Source organism: Methylobacterium frigidaeris (assembly GCF_022179185.1).
GTDB classification, from domain to species: domain Bacteria; phylum Pseudomonadota; class Alphaproteobacteria; order Rhizobiales; family Beijerinckiaceae; genus Methylobacterium; species Methylobacterium frigidaeris.
Window position 1 is genome coordinate 1 of sequence record NZ_BPQJ01000065.1, and the last position, 14,920, is coordinate 14,920.

At 65.5% G+C, this 14,920-nt stretch carries 8 protein-coding genes and 5 pseudogenes; 8 read left to right on the forward strand and 5 right to left on the reverse strand.

All coding sequences use genetic code 11. The annotated features are described in order from the left end of the window. Positions 1–611: 611 nt before the first annotated feature. Entirely contained in the window at positions 612–1,235 is a 624-nt protein-coding gene (locus MFF64_RS33375; RefSeq protein WP_238193479.1) for an IclR family transcriptional regulator, read from the reverse strand. A gap of 1,338 nt (positions 1,236–2,573) precedes the next feature. Here MFF64_RS33375 and MFF64_RS38725 point away from each other — a divergent pair. The 4 genes and pseudogenes from MFF64_RS38725 to MFF64_RS33405 form a co-directional block, all read left to right on the forward strand. After that, positions 2,574–2,899: pseudogene (locus tag MFF64_RS38725) on the forward strand (dihydroxy-acid dehydratase); the annotation flags it as partial. Positions 2,900–2,969: 70 nt separating this feature from the next. Further along, positions 2,970–3,704 carry an SDR family oxidoreductase gene (locus tag MFF64_RS33395; RefSeq protein WP_238193480.1) on the forward strand — a complete coding sequence of 245 codons (735 nt, stop codon included), beginning with the start codon at positions 2,970–2,972 and terminating at the stop codon, positions 3,702–3,704. Between the two features lie 133 nt (positions 3,705–3,837). After that, positions 3,838–4,680: pseudogene (locus MFF64_RS33400) on the forward strand (fumarylacetoacetate hydrolase family protein). A 336-nt stretch (positions 4,681–5,016) separates the two neighbouring features. Then, positions 5,017–6,345: pseudogene (locus MFF64_RS33405) on the forward strand (MFS transporter). 405 nt (positions 6,346–6,750) lie between these two features. On the opposite strand, the gene MFF64_RS33410 reads toward MFF64_RS33405, so the two are convergent. Beyond that, entirely contained in the window at positions 6,751–8,004 is a 1,254-nt protein-coding gene (locus tag MFF64_RS33410) for a type II toxin-antitoxin system HipA family toxin (RefSeq protein ID WP_099902816.1), read from the reverse strand. Next, positions 7,988–8,308 carry a helix-turn-helix transcriptional regulator gene (locus tag MFF64_RS33415; protein WP_099902818.1) on the reverse strand — a complete coding sequence of 107 codons (321 nt, stop codon included), beginning with the start codon at positions 8,306–8,308 and terminating at the stop codon, positions 7,988–7,990. The genes MFF64_RS33410 and MFF64_RS33415 overlap by 17 nt, the downstream gene beginning before the upstream one ends. A gap of 545 nt (positions 8,309–8,853) precedes the next feature. Here MFF64_RS33415 and MFF64_RS33420 point away from each other — a divergent pair. The 4 genes from MFF64_RS33420 to repB all read left to right on the forward strand — a co-directional run bounded on the left by MFF64_RS33420 (position 8,854) and on the right by repB (position 12,472). Next, the gene (locus MFF64_RS33420; protein WP_238193481.1) at positions 8,854–9,105 is read left to right on the forward strand and encodes a hypothetical protein; all 252 of its coding nucleotides are present in this window, start codon (positions 8,854–8,856) and stop codon (positions 9,103–9,105) included. 359 nt (positions 9,106–9,464) lie between these two features. Then, complete coding sequence (locus MFF64_RS33425; protein WP_238193482.1) at positions 9,465–9,752, forward strand: hypothetical protein; 288 nt, start codon at positions 9,465–9,467, stop codon at positions 9,750–9,752. Positions 9,753–10,145: 393 nt separating this feature from the next. Further along, positions 10,146–11,429 carry a plasmid partitioning protein RepA gene (gene repA, locus MFF64_RS33430; RefSeq protein ID WP_438823119.1) on the forward strand — a complete coding sequence of 428 codons (1,284 nt, stop codon included), beginning with the start codon at positions 10,146–10,148 and terminating at the stop codon, positions 11,427–11,429. Beyond that, positions 11,429–12,472 (forward strand): plasmid partitioning protein RepB, encoded by a 1,044-nt coding sequence (gene repB / locus MFF64_RS33435; RefSeq protein ID WP_238193484.1) that lies wholly within the window; start codon positions 11,429–11,431, stop codon positions 12,470–12,472. Before repA ends, repB begins: the two co-directional genes overlap by 1 nt. Before the next feature lie 488 nt (positions 12,473–12,960). Here the strand turns inward: repB and MFF64_RS38730 are convergent. Then, positions 12,961–13,236: pseudogene (locus MFF64_RS38730) on the reverse strand (ATP-binding protein); the annotation flags it as partial. Next, positions 13,237–14,094: pseudogene (gene istA, locus MFF64_RS33445) on the reverse strand (IS21 family transposase); the annotation flags it as partial. It abuts the pseudogene before it with no gap. Positions 14,095–14,920 lie beyond the last annotated feature (826 nt).

Genomic DNA, 14,920 nt, shown 5'->3' on the forward strand with positions numbered 1-14,920 from the left:
CTTCGGCAAGGTCAGCCGGCTCGTGCACCGCGCCAAACCCCCTGGGTAATTACCCCCAGAGCGCGAAATCGTGCCGGATGATGGTCTGCTCGCAGGCCTCCCCGAGGATGAGGTGCGCGCCAGGAAGTAGGAACGTCCGCCTGCCCCGTGGTCGCCTCTCGCGATAGTTGGCGCTCTTCCAGGGCTGGATAGTCGGCACCGCGTTGCGGGCGGGATGCCGAGGCGATGAGAACGGCACGGTTGCGCTCCTGATTTGCGGGATGGTCTGCCGGCTCGTCGCCTCCATCCACGCCCCCGACCGTATGGCCGAGCGGCCCCTTCGCTACCCGTGCTGCTTTGCAGGCGGTCGTCGCGAGAGCACGCTCAAGGCGGAGTTCCGCCGGTAGCATGCGGCGGAATAGGGGCCAGCGGCGATCGGCTGCTCGCGTGGCATCTCGGGCGGGAGCGCCTACTGCGCTTTGGAACAGCCGAGCGTGGCGGTCCGAGGCAAATTACTGCAGAACTTATAAAATTCCCCCTGAAATACTGGAGATTTATCCACTTACCACAGTCGACTCATCACATCTTTTCTCGGATCATCCTGATATAAATAATACTCGACAATATTCTCTTTAAAGACGGGCCGAAATCAAACGACGAATTCGCACAGCAATCTCACAGATTTCCGTCTTCAGCTCGTGCCGACATTGATCATCCAATCTGCTGATAGGGACGCTCGTACTGACTGCTAGTCGTTTTTCGAGAGGCGTGACCCCGATGAAGGACGCAAAGCATGCCAATCCCAACGTCGACTCCTCGCGGTCGTAAGCCAGTCCGGATTTTCTTACGGAATTTAGGCAGTGAATTAAGTCATCGCGTCGAGTAATGCTGTGCTCTGTCATAGTCTCCAGCTGATCTGGGAGCAATTCGATGATTTCGCTGTCGGTCAAACTGGCGAGGAGGGCTTTACCGAGTGCCGAGCAATGCACCGGCAAGCGGGAGCCAATATCGGACACGAGGCGAATAGCCCGCACCGGATCCTCGCGCGCGACATAAACGACTTCTCTCTTGTCGAGCACCCCGAGCTGAACAACTTCGTTGTGAGTTGTCACGAATTCGCTTGCAATCGCGCGAAAGGCGGACTGCAAACCATCTTGCCGCACGTAAGCGCTTCCCAGTTCGAACAATCGAACGCCGATCACATAGCCGTCGCCAGATCTCTGGATCCAGCGCAAACTCTCAAGCGTGTCGAGCAAGTTATACACCGTACTCCTTGGAAGTTTTGACATTTCCATGATAAAATTGGTGCGAACGGGCCAAGAAGAGGCATTTATTATGCTTAAAATAATATCGGATCGTGATACAGCAGGAACTGCGTCATATATATTCACGGACTTTGCCTTTTGTAATAGGGTTCATCTTCGCTGACTGGCACCTGCGGTGCTTGGCGCTGCTGCATCGAATGCTATCACAATATATGCATCAGAGAACCCTTGGCCGCCGAACGCTCACGTAGCGCAGCGCCTCACCTCGATTCATAGACCATTTTGACTGGCTGCTCTGCATCTTTCGTGGCCGTCGCTGCTGCGCCCCGCGGCTTTGTCTTCACTTGTCCAAAATACTGGATTCGTGACCAGCATGCTGGACAACGGCATTCTGAGCGTCTATCAGGTTCAGGATCCGCTGGACGGAGCTCGAACTTGGCAAGACGGTCTCTTCCATAGATCAACACCTCCTGGACGACCTCGAGCGTGCATCGCTCGTGGACACGGGTCTCTCTCCCCGAGATGACAGTGAGCCGACTATCGTCATCGTTCGGGCTCGGCCGCTACTGAAGATATGCAGGACGTTGTGCTGGCCGAAACAATCACCAGCACGGCCGAGCCGTGCTTTTGTCCTGTTCAATCAACCGCTGCGCCACTTGAAAGCATTACAAACAATTAACAGCGCCTAATACCGCCGCGCCTTCGAACGGACGCGTTCGAAGGTACCAGGCAAGCCCGAACGGGCGCCGGCGCTGATGCACCCCGGTCGCCTGTGCATCGACACGTCGATGTGAAGGCGCGATGGTATAAATATATAACAACTTGGCGATCAGGCCGGTGTGTTTAGAATGCGCCTTGGCCGCAACGTCAGAGAGGGAGACTCGATCCATGGCGACTTCATCGTCACGCCCGGTACAGGTCGCTTTCGATGTCGCGGTCCCGATTTCACATTCAGTGAACAGAGCATACCGCGGAGCCGCAAGACGACTCGTCGCCTTTGACGTACTTGCAGCCCGTGTTTGCGAGCGGTGACCGCCATGGAGACGCTTACGAAGCGCCGCCTGAGCAGCCCGAACTGGTTCGACGACCCGGCCCATGCGGACATGACCGCGCTCTATGCGGGGCGGTTCATGAACTGCGGCCTGACCCGGGGCGAACCGCAATCCGGTCGGCCGATCATCGGCATCGCGCAGACCGGGAGCGACTTGGCGCCGTGCAACCGACATGCGCGCGGCCGGCCTCATCGACGGCACGTGCGGCACGGTGTTGGGCAAGACGACCGCCGAGATCGCAGGCGCCGCGCACCAAGCCGATGGCGAGGTGATCCGTCTGGTGATCCGCGGCTGCGGTCCGGTCGGCTATCCGGGAAGCGCGGAGGTCGTCAACATGGCGCCCCGGGCGAGCTGATCCGGCGCGGCATCACGTCCCTGCCCTGCATGGGGATGGGCGCCAGAGCGGGACGTCCGCAAGCCCGTCGACCCCTCGACATGTCGCCCGACGCGGCCGTCGGTGGCGGCCTCGCCTTGCTGCGAACCGGTGATCGGCTGCGGATCGACCTCAATGCACGCCGCGTCGATCTCCTGGTCGACGTCGCCGAGCTGGACCGCCAGCGCGCGGCCACGGCTTCCCTGGTGCCGCAGGTGCAGCCGCCGTGGGATTTCACCATTCTCGTCCCGCCCCGCGCCGCGAGGGCCGGAACCGCAGCCATTCGGAGCAAAGCTGACGATGACATCTGATTTTACCGGGCGGACGGTCCTCGTCACGGCCGCGGCCCAGGGCATCGGTCGCGCCAGCGCCATCGCCTTCGCGCAGGCGGGGGCCCTGGTCTATGCGACAGACATCAACGAGGCCGCTCTCGCGGCGCTGCCCGTGCGCGAGAACCTCGTCGTCGAGACGCTCGATGTGCGCAGCGAAGGGGCCGTGAGGGCGCTGGTCGACAGGATCGGTGCCGTCGATGTGCTCTTCAACTGCGCCGGCATCGTCCATGCAGGCGACATCCTGGCGATGAAGGACGAGGATCTGGACGTCGCCATCGACATCAACGTCAAGGCGATGATCCAGACCATTCGCGCCGTGCTGCCGGCGATGATCGAGCGTCGAGACGGCACGATCCTCAACATGGCATCGGTCGCGTCGTCGGTGAAGGGCGTGCCAAACCGCTTCGCGTACGGCGTGACCAAGGCGGCGGTGATCGGGCTCACCAAATCCGTCGCCGCCGATTACGTCGCCTACAACATCCGCTGCAACGCGATCTGTCCCGGCACGGTGGAGAGTCCCTCGCTGCAGGAGCGCATGCGCGCCCAGGGCGATCTGGAGCAGACGCGCGCCGTTTTCATCAGCCGCCAGCCGATCGGCCGCCTCGGCACGCCCGAGGAGATAGCCGACCTCGCAGTCTATCTGGCCGGCGCCACCTACACCACCGGCCAGGCCGTCGCCATCGACGGCGGCTGGACGATCTGACCCGTTTTCATCGGGTTCATCGGGCCGGTCCGAGCCCGTCACCACCATCACCGGTGCGGTCACCGACCCGGCAGGCACGCTGCCGCCGGACCCGGTCGGTGCCGATTCGCGGCCGATCTGCAAGGAGGAAACGATGAGGCTCGTACGCTACGGCGAGGCCGGCCGGGAAAGGCCGGCGCTGCTCGACGCCGAGGATTGCCTGCGCGACCTGTCCGGCCTCGTCCCGGACATCGCGGGCGCCGCCCTCCTGCCCGACAGCCTCGCGCGCCTCCGCGCCGCCGACGTGACGGCACTGCCGCGCGTGGAGGGCTCGCCCCGCATCGGCCCTTGCGTCGGCGCGGTCGGCAAGTTCGTCTGCGTCGGCCTCAACTACTCCGACCACGCCGCCGAGAGCGGCCTGCCGGTACCCACCGAGCCGGTGCTGTTCATGAAGGCGACCAGCGCCGTCTGCGGGCCCTACGATGCCGTGGAGATCCCCCGCGGTGCCGAGAAGACCGACTGGGAGGTCGAGCTCGGCGTCGTGATCGGCACCCCGGCGAAGTACGTGGAGGAGGCGAATGCCCTCGCCCACGTGGCGGGCTACTGCGTCGTCAACGATGTGTCCGAGCGCGCCTTCCAGATCGAGCGCGGTGGCCAGTAGGACAAGGGCAAGGGCTGCGACACGTTCGGGCCGATCGGGCCCTGGCTCGTCACCGCGGACGACGTCCCCGATCCGCAGGACCTGCACATGTGGCTGGACGTGGACGGCCGCCGGTTCCAGGACGGCTCGACCCGGACGATGGTGTTCGGCGTCGCCCATCTCGTCAGCTACATCAGCCGGTTCATGAGCCTGCAGCCGGAGGACATCATCTCCACCGGCACGCCGCCTGGCGTCGGCCTCGGCCAGAAGCCGCCCGTCTACCTCAAGGCCGGCCAAACCATGCGGCTCGGCATCAGCGGTCTCGGCGAGCAGCGCCAGACCACGATCCAGGCCTGACGACAGGCTTCCCGGAAGCCCGGCTCGCGAGGTGGCGCGCTCCGGAGGAAAGTCCCCGGCATGACGGCATCCTGCCGGAACCCCTGCCCGGTCGCCCCGCCGCCCATCACCCGATGTTCCGCACCGGCGGCGCGGGCCATTCAGGACAGGCGACGAAGACGCCCCCGACATGATGCGCGTGCTGAAAAGGTCGGCGAACGTCCCGAGATCCTGGCCCGGGCCTGCATCCGGCTTCGGCCTTTACTTCGCTGCCCCTTCGACTGAAGGCGAGATCCGGAAGTGGCAGCTCCATAAGCGTACAATTCATGTATGCATGCAAAGGGAAGGAAATATGTCATGGAAGAAGTTGAAAACAGAACAATCCGCAAGGTCATGTGGCGGCTGATGCCGTTTCTGGTCGTTTGCTACTTCGTCGCCTACCTCGACCGGGTCAATGTCGGCTTCGCCAAGCTGCAGATGAACGCCGCCCTCGGGCTGTCGGAAGCCGCCTATGGGTTCGGCGCCGGGCTGTTCTTCATCGCCTACTTCCTGCTCGAGGTGCCGTCGAACCTCGTGTTGAACAAGTTCGGTGCCCGGCTCTGGATCGCCCGCATCATGCTGGGCTGGGGCATCATCTCCGGCCTGTTCGCCTTCATCGCTCCCATCTCGCAGGCGACCGGGATCTCGAACGAGTGGGTGTTCTACATCCTGCGCTTCCTGCTCGGCATCGCCGAAGCGGGCTTCTTCCCGGGCATCATCTTCTACCTCACGCTCTGGTTCCCCTCGGTCTATCGCGCCCGCGTCGTGGCGATGTTCATGCTGGCGATCCCGTTCTCCTCGATCGTCGGCGCGCCGGTCTCGGGCGCTCTTCTGAACATCACCGGTGCTGGGTTCGAGGGCTGGCAGTGGCTGTTCATCCTCGAGGCCCTGCCGTCGATCGCGATGTCGGTCGTCGTCGTCGTCTACCTCACCGACCGGCCGAGCCTGGCAACTTGGCTGCGCGACGACGAGAAGACCTGGCTCGAGGCGCGGCTGGAGACCGAGCGTAAGCAGAAGGTCGCCGCCGAGCATCTAAGCATCGGCAAGGCGCTCTCCGATCCGCGGGTGCTGGCCTGCTCGTTCGTGTATTTCTGCCTGAACGCGGCGAGCTACGGCGTGGCGTTCTTCCTGCCGACCATCGTCAAGGGCTTCGGCGTCAGCAACTTCTAGACCGGCCTGCTCTCCGCGCTGCCCTTCGTGTTCGGCGCGGTCGGGATGGTGCTCCTCGGCCGCAGCTCCGACGGCACGCTGAAGCGCCGGGAGCACGTGTGCTTCGCGATGATCATCGCGGCGGTCGGCGTCGCGGGGGCGGGGCTGGTCTCGAGCCCGGTCCTGGTGCTCGGACTGCTGTGCCTGAGCCAGATCGGCGTCTCGGCGACGCCGCCGCTGCTGTGGCCGATCCCGACCGCCTTCCTGACGGGCAGCTCGGCGGCCGCCGGGATCGCGGCGATCAACTCGATCGGCAACCTGTCGGGATTCTTCGGGCCCTACGTCATGGGCTACCTCAAGGACCTGACGGGCACCTTCACGGCCGGGCTGCTGGTTCTCGGCGCCGTCACCCTGGCGGGCGGCATCGTCGCGATGACCCTGAAGGTCAGCCGCGACCTCGAGAGCGCGGTGGCCCGCAAGGCGGCACCGGCGGAGTGAGGAGGCTCACGCAGAGTGGCGGCCGAAGGATACGGCCGCGCCCCGCGCCCTTGTCCGAGCGGGCCGGCCGGGGCGCGGCCGGTGGACCGCTCACCGTCATCTGAAGGTCGACGCGGTCAAGGGCGCCGTCACCGGAAGTGCCGCACCGCGCGGCCCGTCGTCCGGCCTGCTTCAGGCGGCACGCACGGTCGCCAGGAAGTGCGCGACCTCGGCCGTGCGACGTTCGGATTGTTGCGCACACCCTCACGGTTGTCCGTGTCACCGTCCGTCTTTGCGGCTGAGCGCAGGGGCCTCGCTGTTCCGATCACGCGGAAGCCGGTGGGCGGTCTCTCCATCCGGAGGAATGCTCCGGCCCGCCGCTCGGGCCCGACGCCCATCGCGGTCAGGAGCCCGCTCACCGGGGAACTATGGGTTGAAGCCAATCGCCTCGGGAAACGTATCCCTGAGGAACTCCCGGTCTGTCTGCGTCACCTCCCGGGCATCCATGAATTCGGGCAGGCGCTTCGCCGCCGCAACGATCCTGTCCCGGATCGCCATGGCATCCGCGGTGCCGATCTTGAGCGCCTCGTGCGCCCGGAACGCCGCGTTCGCGTCCCAGGCCGGCCCGATCCCCTTCGCCGGTGCGCAGACGTGCCGCCGAACGTCCGGATGCGGAACGATGTCGAAGACGGGCGAGAGGTCCCATCCTCCGCCTCGATCGATGAAGGCGTGGTTGCGCAGGTGGTCGTCGGTATTGTGGAGATAGGCGTTGAGGAGCAGGCGGGCGAATACCTGCGTGGCGGCACCAGCGACACCGATCCGTCGCGCGGCCTCCGCAATGTCCACGTAGGTCTTGTCGGTTCCGTAGCGCGTGGACGGCTGTTCCAACAGCGTGGCGGCGCTGAGGTAGCCGTAGGGGCGACCGTCGGGCTCCGGAGCGCGGTCGAACCGCTCGACCAGCAGAGCTGCCCTGCCGCCGGCGGCGACGATCTTATGCTCCGGCACGGGAAGGCCCGCAGCGGCCGCGACGTCGAGGCAGGCCGCCTCCACCCGCGGATCGTCGAACCTGTCCATCACCGTCGGTAACTTCGCTATCCATTGCCGGCCGTCGTGCCGGAGCCGGGCCTTCGGCCGCGCGCCGCCGACATCGGCGCTCTTCCGGAACAGGAGGGCGAAATGGTGCCTCGTGCCAGTGCCGGCATCCACCGCGGCAGCGGCCTCCATGAGGGTTTCGAGATCGTCGGATTCGCGCGGCAGCTCGACCAGCGGCTCCTCGGCCGGCATCCAGGGTTGCGGCCCCGCTTCCGGCGTCGGTCCGAATGCGAGATTGCCCGTGCGGCTGGTCCCCCCGAGCGCGAGATATTCCGGCATCGAGATGACGCTCCTGGGGAAAGCGCGTCTCAGCACCTCCTTTCCCCAGCCGTCGGGCCCCGCATCGTGGAAGGCCAGGGGAACCTCCTCGGGAACGGCAGGGTACGACTTGCGCATGAGCGGCAGTCCCAATGGATCGATCGGCTGGGCGCCGTCCAGGGCGAAATAGCTCCGTGCGTAGCGGAACCGACTCATGCGTGTCGTCCCCGCCCCCTCGACGGTGAGCTCGCCCGCCGGCACGTAGGCATCGACGTGCCAGCGGAAGACGACGAGCCTGTCGATCCGACCGGACCTAGAAGTCTGCCACACCGGCGCTTCTCCCCGCTCGCTTCCGGCCGGTCGCGATCTCCATTCCCTCGCCAATGGGATCGCTCGCCAGCAGATCGCCGAGCCGACCGGTGTATCCGAGGACGGTGAGAGCCTTGAGCAGCGTCGATACTGTCACACCTGGGCGAGCCTTCTCGAGGCTGACGACGGTCAGGCGCCGCACGCCCATGCGCTCGGCGAACTCCGCCTGGGTCAGGTTCCGCCGCAGACGTGCGAGGCGGACGCGCTCGCCGAGAGAGCGGAGGCTCTCGAGTTCGTCGGTGGACAGGATCGCTTTGGTTTGCATGACCGCTAGACCATACGTCGAGAGGCACAATGTATGGTCTAGCGTTCAAACTGCAAGGCAGACACGCCTGAATGAAGGCGCGGCCTTGACCGTCCGGAGCAAGCCCCGTCGGACACCCGGACGACCTCAGCCTCCATCCTGGCTGTGACGCTCATTGGCGTCACGGCCGTTATCCGCTCGTCCGACGGCATGCGGCGCAACCGCCGGCGGACCTGATCACCGGGCCGATGCTGGCGGCCCTCGCACCTCGCTCGATGGTTGGCGACGCTTGCGACCGCGACCCGATCGAGACCTGCCCGCCCTCGCCCGAGCTCACGGTGGCCGAGACGATCGACGGGATCATCATGATCGCTCCGACCACGTCCCTGCCCCGGTGTCGCGCGCGGCGAGCGCCCTCGCCGCGACCGCCCTCCTGCCCCTCATCCTCGCCGAGGAGCGGGCGCCGGCCCGTTCATCGATGCGCACGGAGCCGCGCGAGAGAACCGCTCGCCATCGCCCGTCGACGCGGTGCTGGCGGCCTGGTCGGCGAATATGGAGGCCATGGCATGCCCCCTCCCCTCCTCGTGACAGCCGGCCCCGTCGCGACGAGCAAAGCCGTCCGCGCCGCGATGGCCCTCGACCATTCGGCGGGCGAGTTCGGCGAAATCGAGGTCCTGCGACCGATGCAAGCGCAAGTCGGCGCTGCCGTCCGGACGGGCGCCACCGACGCGGCCGTTCCGGTCCCGGGCAGCGCCACCCAGTCCGACGAGATGGCCCTGCGCGCCCTCCTCCTTCGGGTACGGCGGTGCCGATCGTGAGGCACGACGCCTTTGGCAATTGTCTCGCGGGCCTGTGCGCCGCAGCGGGGCGTCCACATCACGTCCTGCGAGCGCTCACATCGCGCCGATCCTGTCCGGGCGGCTCGCCGCCATCCTGGAAGCGGATCCCGCTATCAGCTACGCGGCTATCGTCCACGTCAAGACGAGTTCGGGCCGGCCCGACCTGCTGCCGGAGATCGCGGCGGTCTGGCAGCGGCTCGACCGCGGGCTCCTCGGCAAGGCCGCCGCCTCCGCGGGAATCGTCCCATCGACCTCGCGCGCGAGCGCCCGGAGGCGCCGGTCCTGTCCTCGAACAAGGGCCCGCGAGGCCCGCCCGGCTTTGCAACGGACTCACTGCCATGAGCGCCTTCTCGGTCATGCGGCACGGCTCCACGAAGCTCGGGACATTGCTGCCCATCCTCAGCAGCGATGCGCCGTCCGACCGACCTGAAACGGGCGTAGACCTCGCGACGGGAGCATCGAAAACCCATCCTGTGCGTTGGCGGCTCAATCCTCGTGATGAGACCCTTCAGGCGGAAAGCCACGACGCGAGCCTCTCCAGCACCAGGATGGCGCGGATGCTGCTGGAGCGCCTCGTGCATCGAGCCCATCAGGTTGAGATGCCGTCCAGGGCGACGCACGCGTGACGCTACCACCGTTCCGGTGGTGGCTGGACAATTGTCCAGCCTCATAGGCGGTCTGTGGCCGGGTGATCGGGGCGCCATAAGCCGCGTCACGAACGGATCACCCCTGTCTGTCGGGACGACTCACGCCTTCGCCGTCAGGTTAGAGACGCCCCGAGGCTGGACAGCTGTCCAGCCTCGGGGCGAGAAGTTCGATCGCGGTCAGTTATAGTGGACCGCCGCGCGACGGCCGAATCGTCACTCCGGTCGTGTTCGCATGTGCCAAGGCGGGAAGCCGCCGCAAAAAAAGGATAGCTAAAATTTATACGTTAACAATTTGTTAACCATTTCGCGCTGATGTTCATTCACGCCAAACACGAGGTTTCTGCCCGATTCGGCGTGAATGAGGACGCAGCAGTGGGAACTGTCTCAGGTCGTGCGGCGGGGCCGAATCATTCCGGCGGATTGGATGCCGGCTTCGTCGGACCAGACGGGCGAACGCTCCTTGAGGAGCAAACACTTGATGCCCTGTTCGCGGGGCAGGCATCGCTCCTGACGCAGCGCATGAAGCTGCACCGCCAGAAACTCTACAAGCCCGGCACCAAGAAGGTCCTACGAACGTTCACCCCAGGCGAGGTGGCCCAGTTCGTGGGAGTCGACCCGAGCTACCTGCGTAAGCTCGACCTTGACGGCCCCATGCCGAAGCCGGCGACGGACAAGCTGGGACGGCGCCAGTACACGGTCGCCGAAATGAACCAGATCCGAAGCATCCTCGATCAGAACGAGAGGGGTAGCCGGCGCTACGTTCGTCATCGGCGGCCTGGGGAGAAGCTCCAGGTTCTGAGCGTCATCAACTTCAAAGGTGGCAGCGGCAAAACCACGACGGCGTCCCATCTCGCACAGTACCTGGCACTTCGTGGTTACCGGGTTCTCGGGCTGGATCTGGATCCCCAGGCCTCGTTCACCGCCCTCCACGGCCTCCAGCCCGAACTCGACATCGCGGAGGATGCCTCGCTGTTCAGTGCGATTCGCTACGGCGAGGGCCGGCGCCCGATGGCCGATCTCGTCATGAAGACGTACTTCGAGGGCTTGGACATCGTCCCCGGCAACATCGATATCCAGGATTTCGAGCACGACGTCCCCAAGGAACTGATGGCCCGGCTGGGCGGTCGCAGTACCGGTGAAACCCAGTTCTATCTGCGGCTCCGGAGATCCATTCGCGACGTCGAGGACAATTACGATCTCGTCGTCATCGATTGTCCGCCGCAGATGGGCTATCTGACGATGGCAGCCCTCGCGGCGTCGACGTCCCTGATCATCACGATCCATCCTGCTATGGTCGATGTGATGTCCATGTCTCAGTTTCTTCACATGACGTCCGACTACATGCAAGTGATCGCAGAGCGAGGCGTGAAGCTCCACCTCAACTTTGCTCGGTATCTGGTGACTCGCTTCGAACCGGGGGACGGGCCGCAAACAGACATGGTCAAGATGCTACGCAGCCTCTTCGGCGAGCACGTTCTGCAAAATCCCGTGCTCAAGAGCACCGCCGTTGCGGATGCCTATCTTTCGAAGCAGACCCTCTACGAGGTGGGCCGCGAGGCATTCACGCGGTCGACCTATGACCGCGCGATGGACAGCTTCACGGCCGTCAACGGCGAGATCGAGAACCTGGTCAATGCCGTCTGGGGGAGGGTCTGATGAGTCGTGCACGCCGCAGCCTCCTCGACATCGACGAGGATATCGCCGCCGGACGCGCAGACGGGGGAGGTTCGGTCGAGGTCGGGCCTCCGTTCGAGCGTCAGCCGCGTCGGGTCGGCGCGGTGAGGGACATGGACCAATCGATCGGCCTGCTGGAGAAGGAGGCGGCCGAACTCGAACGGATCAAGGCACTGCTCGCATCGGGCGGCGCCGTCGTCGAGCTTGACACGAGCTTGGTGGATCCATCGGCCTTCCGCGAGCGTCTTGACTACGACGTTTCGGATCTCACCCGCGCGATCCAGGCGAGGGGGCAAATCGTTCCGATCCTCGTGCGTCCTCATCCTGAGGAAGAGGGCCGCTACCAGATCGCTTACGGCAACCGCCGTCACGCGGTGTGCCATGAACTCAAGCGGCCGGTCAGGGCGGTCGTGAAAGATCTCAGCGACGCCGAGATGATCGTCGCTCAGGGACAGGAGAACGCGGCAAGAAAAGATCTGACCTTCATCGAGCAGGCGCGGTTCGTCGCGAATCTCCGCAAGGTCCATCCCGCAATCGAAGTCCAGCGCGAGATCGGGATCGACGAATCGCTCATGCACCGGATGGTCCGCATCGTGGCCGCTCTGCCCGAGGCGCTCATCCAGATTATTGGTCGGGCAGACCGGATCGGACGTCCGCGGTGGGACAAGCTGGCCGAGGAGGTGAAGAAGCTGAGGGAGGTCGGAACTCCGGAAGAGGACATTGTGGCGAGAGCGAAAGCGGCAGTGGATGCCGCCAAGGCCAGGACGAAAGAGCCCAAGCCGCACACTCTCTTCGAAGTCGTGTTCGACGTGTTCGTCTCGGGCAAACCGAGACCCGTCCTCGGCCTCAGCGTGGAAGGTGGTGGCAGCCTGGGCAAGGTCGTGAGCACCGCGACCGGTTCGAACCTCAAGCTGAACGATCAGGCCTTCATGGACCACCTCGTCGAGCAACTGCCCGAGCTCTACCGGCAGTACCGAGAGAAGCGCGGTCTGCCCACGGCCGGGATAAGGATCGCTGCGGAGTAAGGCGCCGGGGCTGGACAGCTGTCCAGCCCGGATAGGTGGCCTGTCGCTTTCAGCAGTGCTGGTCCGGCTGGACAGCTGTCCAGTCCGGCGCGGTGATCGATGTCACCCGACACCGGACCGGGGTTCATCCGCGCTTCCGGTGTTCACAGGTGGTCCGAGTGTGGCCGCTGGCGCTGGGTCGACGGCAGCACAATGGTAATCTCGGCCTGGTCGCTACTATCAATCCCGGACGGCTCCGCGCCAGTGATCCGATGCTGGATCACGTTGGGCCGCGATCCTTGCAATCCAGGCCTCCTGCCAGGTCTGCAATTGTCCGCCAACGTGGCTGCACAGCGCTGATACGCGCATCAGCCAGGGCAGGCCTGGTGAAGTCGGCCAGAGACATGGCGGGTGCGGGTAAGAGGTTTCCGCAGCACTCACTGTCAAGCGACGCCCGGAACTGACCCCTTTGCGTCACGAAGAACTGACCCCCCTTCTGGTTTCCATTCCTAGACGGGTGTTGGTTGAGGGGCGGACGTCACCCTCTGCAGCAGACCGCTGCGCCGCTTCTCGCGCAGCCGGTAGCTGTCGCCCCGGATGGTGACCACGTGGCTGTGGTGCAGCAGGCGGTCAAGGATCGCGGTTGCCACCACCGCGTCGCCGAACACCGTGCCCCACTCGCCCACCGCCCGGTTCGAGGTCAGCAGCATCGCGCCCCGCTCGTAGCGCCGGCTGACGAGCTGGAAGAACAGGTGCGCGGCGTCCGGTTCGAACGGCAGGTAGCCCTCGCGGGTCCAGGCATCGAGATGCGCTTCCAGACCGGCAAAGCTGGCGAAGGAGCGTCCAGCCACGGCGTTCCTCTTGACGTAGCCGACCCCGCGCTCGTCCTTGCCCTTGGTTCGTGCGCGGTACGGCGCGCAGGCCCGGACCCGGAAGCTCCAGTGTTTGGCGAAGGCCTGCAGGCGCGGGTGGAACACGACCTCGCGGCTGACCGGGTCGTGGTGCAGGACCAGGGCGCGGGCGTTGTCGAGCAGCACCTCGCGCGGCACGCCTCCGAAGGCCTGGAAGGCGCTCTCCAGGCCGGCAAACCAATCCTCCTGCCGCTCGTGGCCGAAGGCCCGCACGTGCAGGCGGCGCGAGTAGCCCAGGGTGGCCACGAACAGGAACACGCGAGTGGGCTCCTCGCCGATCGTCACCCTGCGCTCGCCGAAGTCGATCTGCATCTGCTCGCCCGGCGACGTCTCGAAGCGCACCGTCGCCCGGGCGGCCGCGACCAGGTCCTGGCGTAGGGGAGCCACCGCGCGCTCAACCGTGCGCAGGCTGACGTAGATGCCCTTCTCGGTCGCCAGCTCCTGGCGCACGACGTCGGCATTGCCCGCATGCTGCCGGAAGCGGACGGCCAGCCACTCGGTGAGGCCGTCGAGCTTCGTCGAGCGCAAGGGCTTGGCACAGGGCCGCCACTCGCCCCGCCGCAGCCAGTCCTTCACGGTCGTCTTCGAGCAGCCAAGCTCCGCCGCAATCCGCTTGGCGCCCCAGCCGAGAGCCTTGAGCCGCCGCATCGCCGTCACGTCATCCGGCGTCTTCATCTCGGCCCTCCGCGGATCATCCGTCCGCTCCAGAGCCTGAGCCTCGTTCTCCATCATCGCGACCTCCTCGCTCATCGAGGGGGCAGTTCCTCATGGCGCCAGGGGGTCAGTTTGTCGTGTCGCCTGACACTCACTACTCGAGCTGCGTCTGTCCCGAACCCACATGGGAACTGGATGCGAGCAAGGCGCGGCGAGTGAATGGCCGAAGCGGAGACCAGCATCGACCAGCCGCTCGAAGAACCAAGCCCTCGGCCGTCACGGAGCCCTGCCATGCCAGTCATCGGCGAAGCGATACCGGGATTGCTCCTCCGCTGCAGGATTCTGCCGTGCTCCTTCAGGCAACAGGACAAGTCCTACGCGTCCTGCCGGCACCGGGCGTCAGTCTCCCGACCGGGAAGCAGGGCGTAGGGGAGGGGTCGGGGGAGTGGCGGAGCAAGAAGTCCGCCCTGTCACGGCGCGGACAGGGTCCCGGCGACGAGGAGGTACCCGACCTCCATCATGACCCCAACGGCTGAGGTGCCGTGGGTCGCTTGAACCTGTCGGAGATGTTGGACGGCGCCGGCCGAACGGGCCGGTGAACGGGGCGGGCAACGTCGAGGCCGGAGCGCAATTGGACCGCGACGGAGGAGGCCGTGATACCCTCGCGCCTTCGCATCGACACGTCGACGCGAAGGCGACCAGCGCATCAGCGCCGGCGCCCGTTCGGGCTTGCCTGGCGCCTTCGAACGCGTCCGTTCGAAGGCGCGGCGGTATGACTCGATCGCAAAGCCTCGTCTTCCTCGCGGCGCCGACAAGGAAGGGGAGGGGAGGCCGGCAGGTCAAGAACCCGCAGCAGCTCTCGGTTCACTCCACGGTCGCAGAGCGGATCCCTGTCTGTGAGTCG

What these genes read in the sequence shown, in the direction of transcription:
- MFF64_RS33395 (WP_238193480.1), top strand. Translation starts at nt 2,970, where the DNA reads ATGACATCTGATTTTACCGGGCGGACGGTCCTCGTCACGGCCGCGGCC.
- MFF64_RS33415 (WP_099902818.1), bottom strand. Translation starts at nt 8,308, where the DNA reads ATGCAAACCAAAGCGATCCTGTCCACCGACGAACTCGAGAGCCTCCGC.
- repB (WP_238193484.1), top strand. Translation starts at nt 11,429, where the DNA reads ATGAGTCGTGCACGCCGCAGCCTCCTCGACATCGACGAGGATATCGCC.
- MFF64_RS33420 (WP_238193481.1), top strand. Translation starts at nt 8,854, where the DNA reads ATGCCCCCTCCCCTCCTCGTGACAGCCGGCCCCGTCGCGACGAGCAAA.
- MFF64_RS33425 (WP_238193482.1), top strand. Translation starts at nt 9,465, where the DNA reads ATGAGCGCCTTCTCGGTCATGCGGCACGGCTCCACGAAGCTCGGGACA.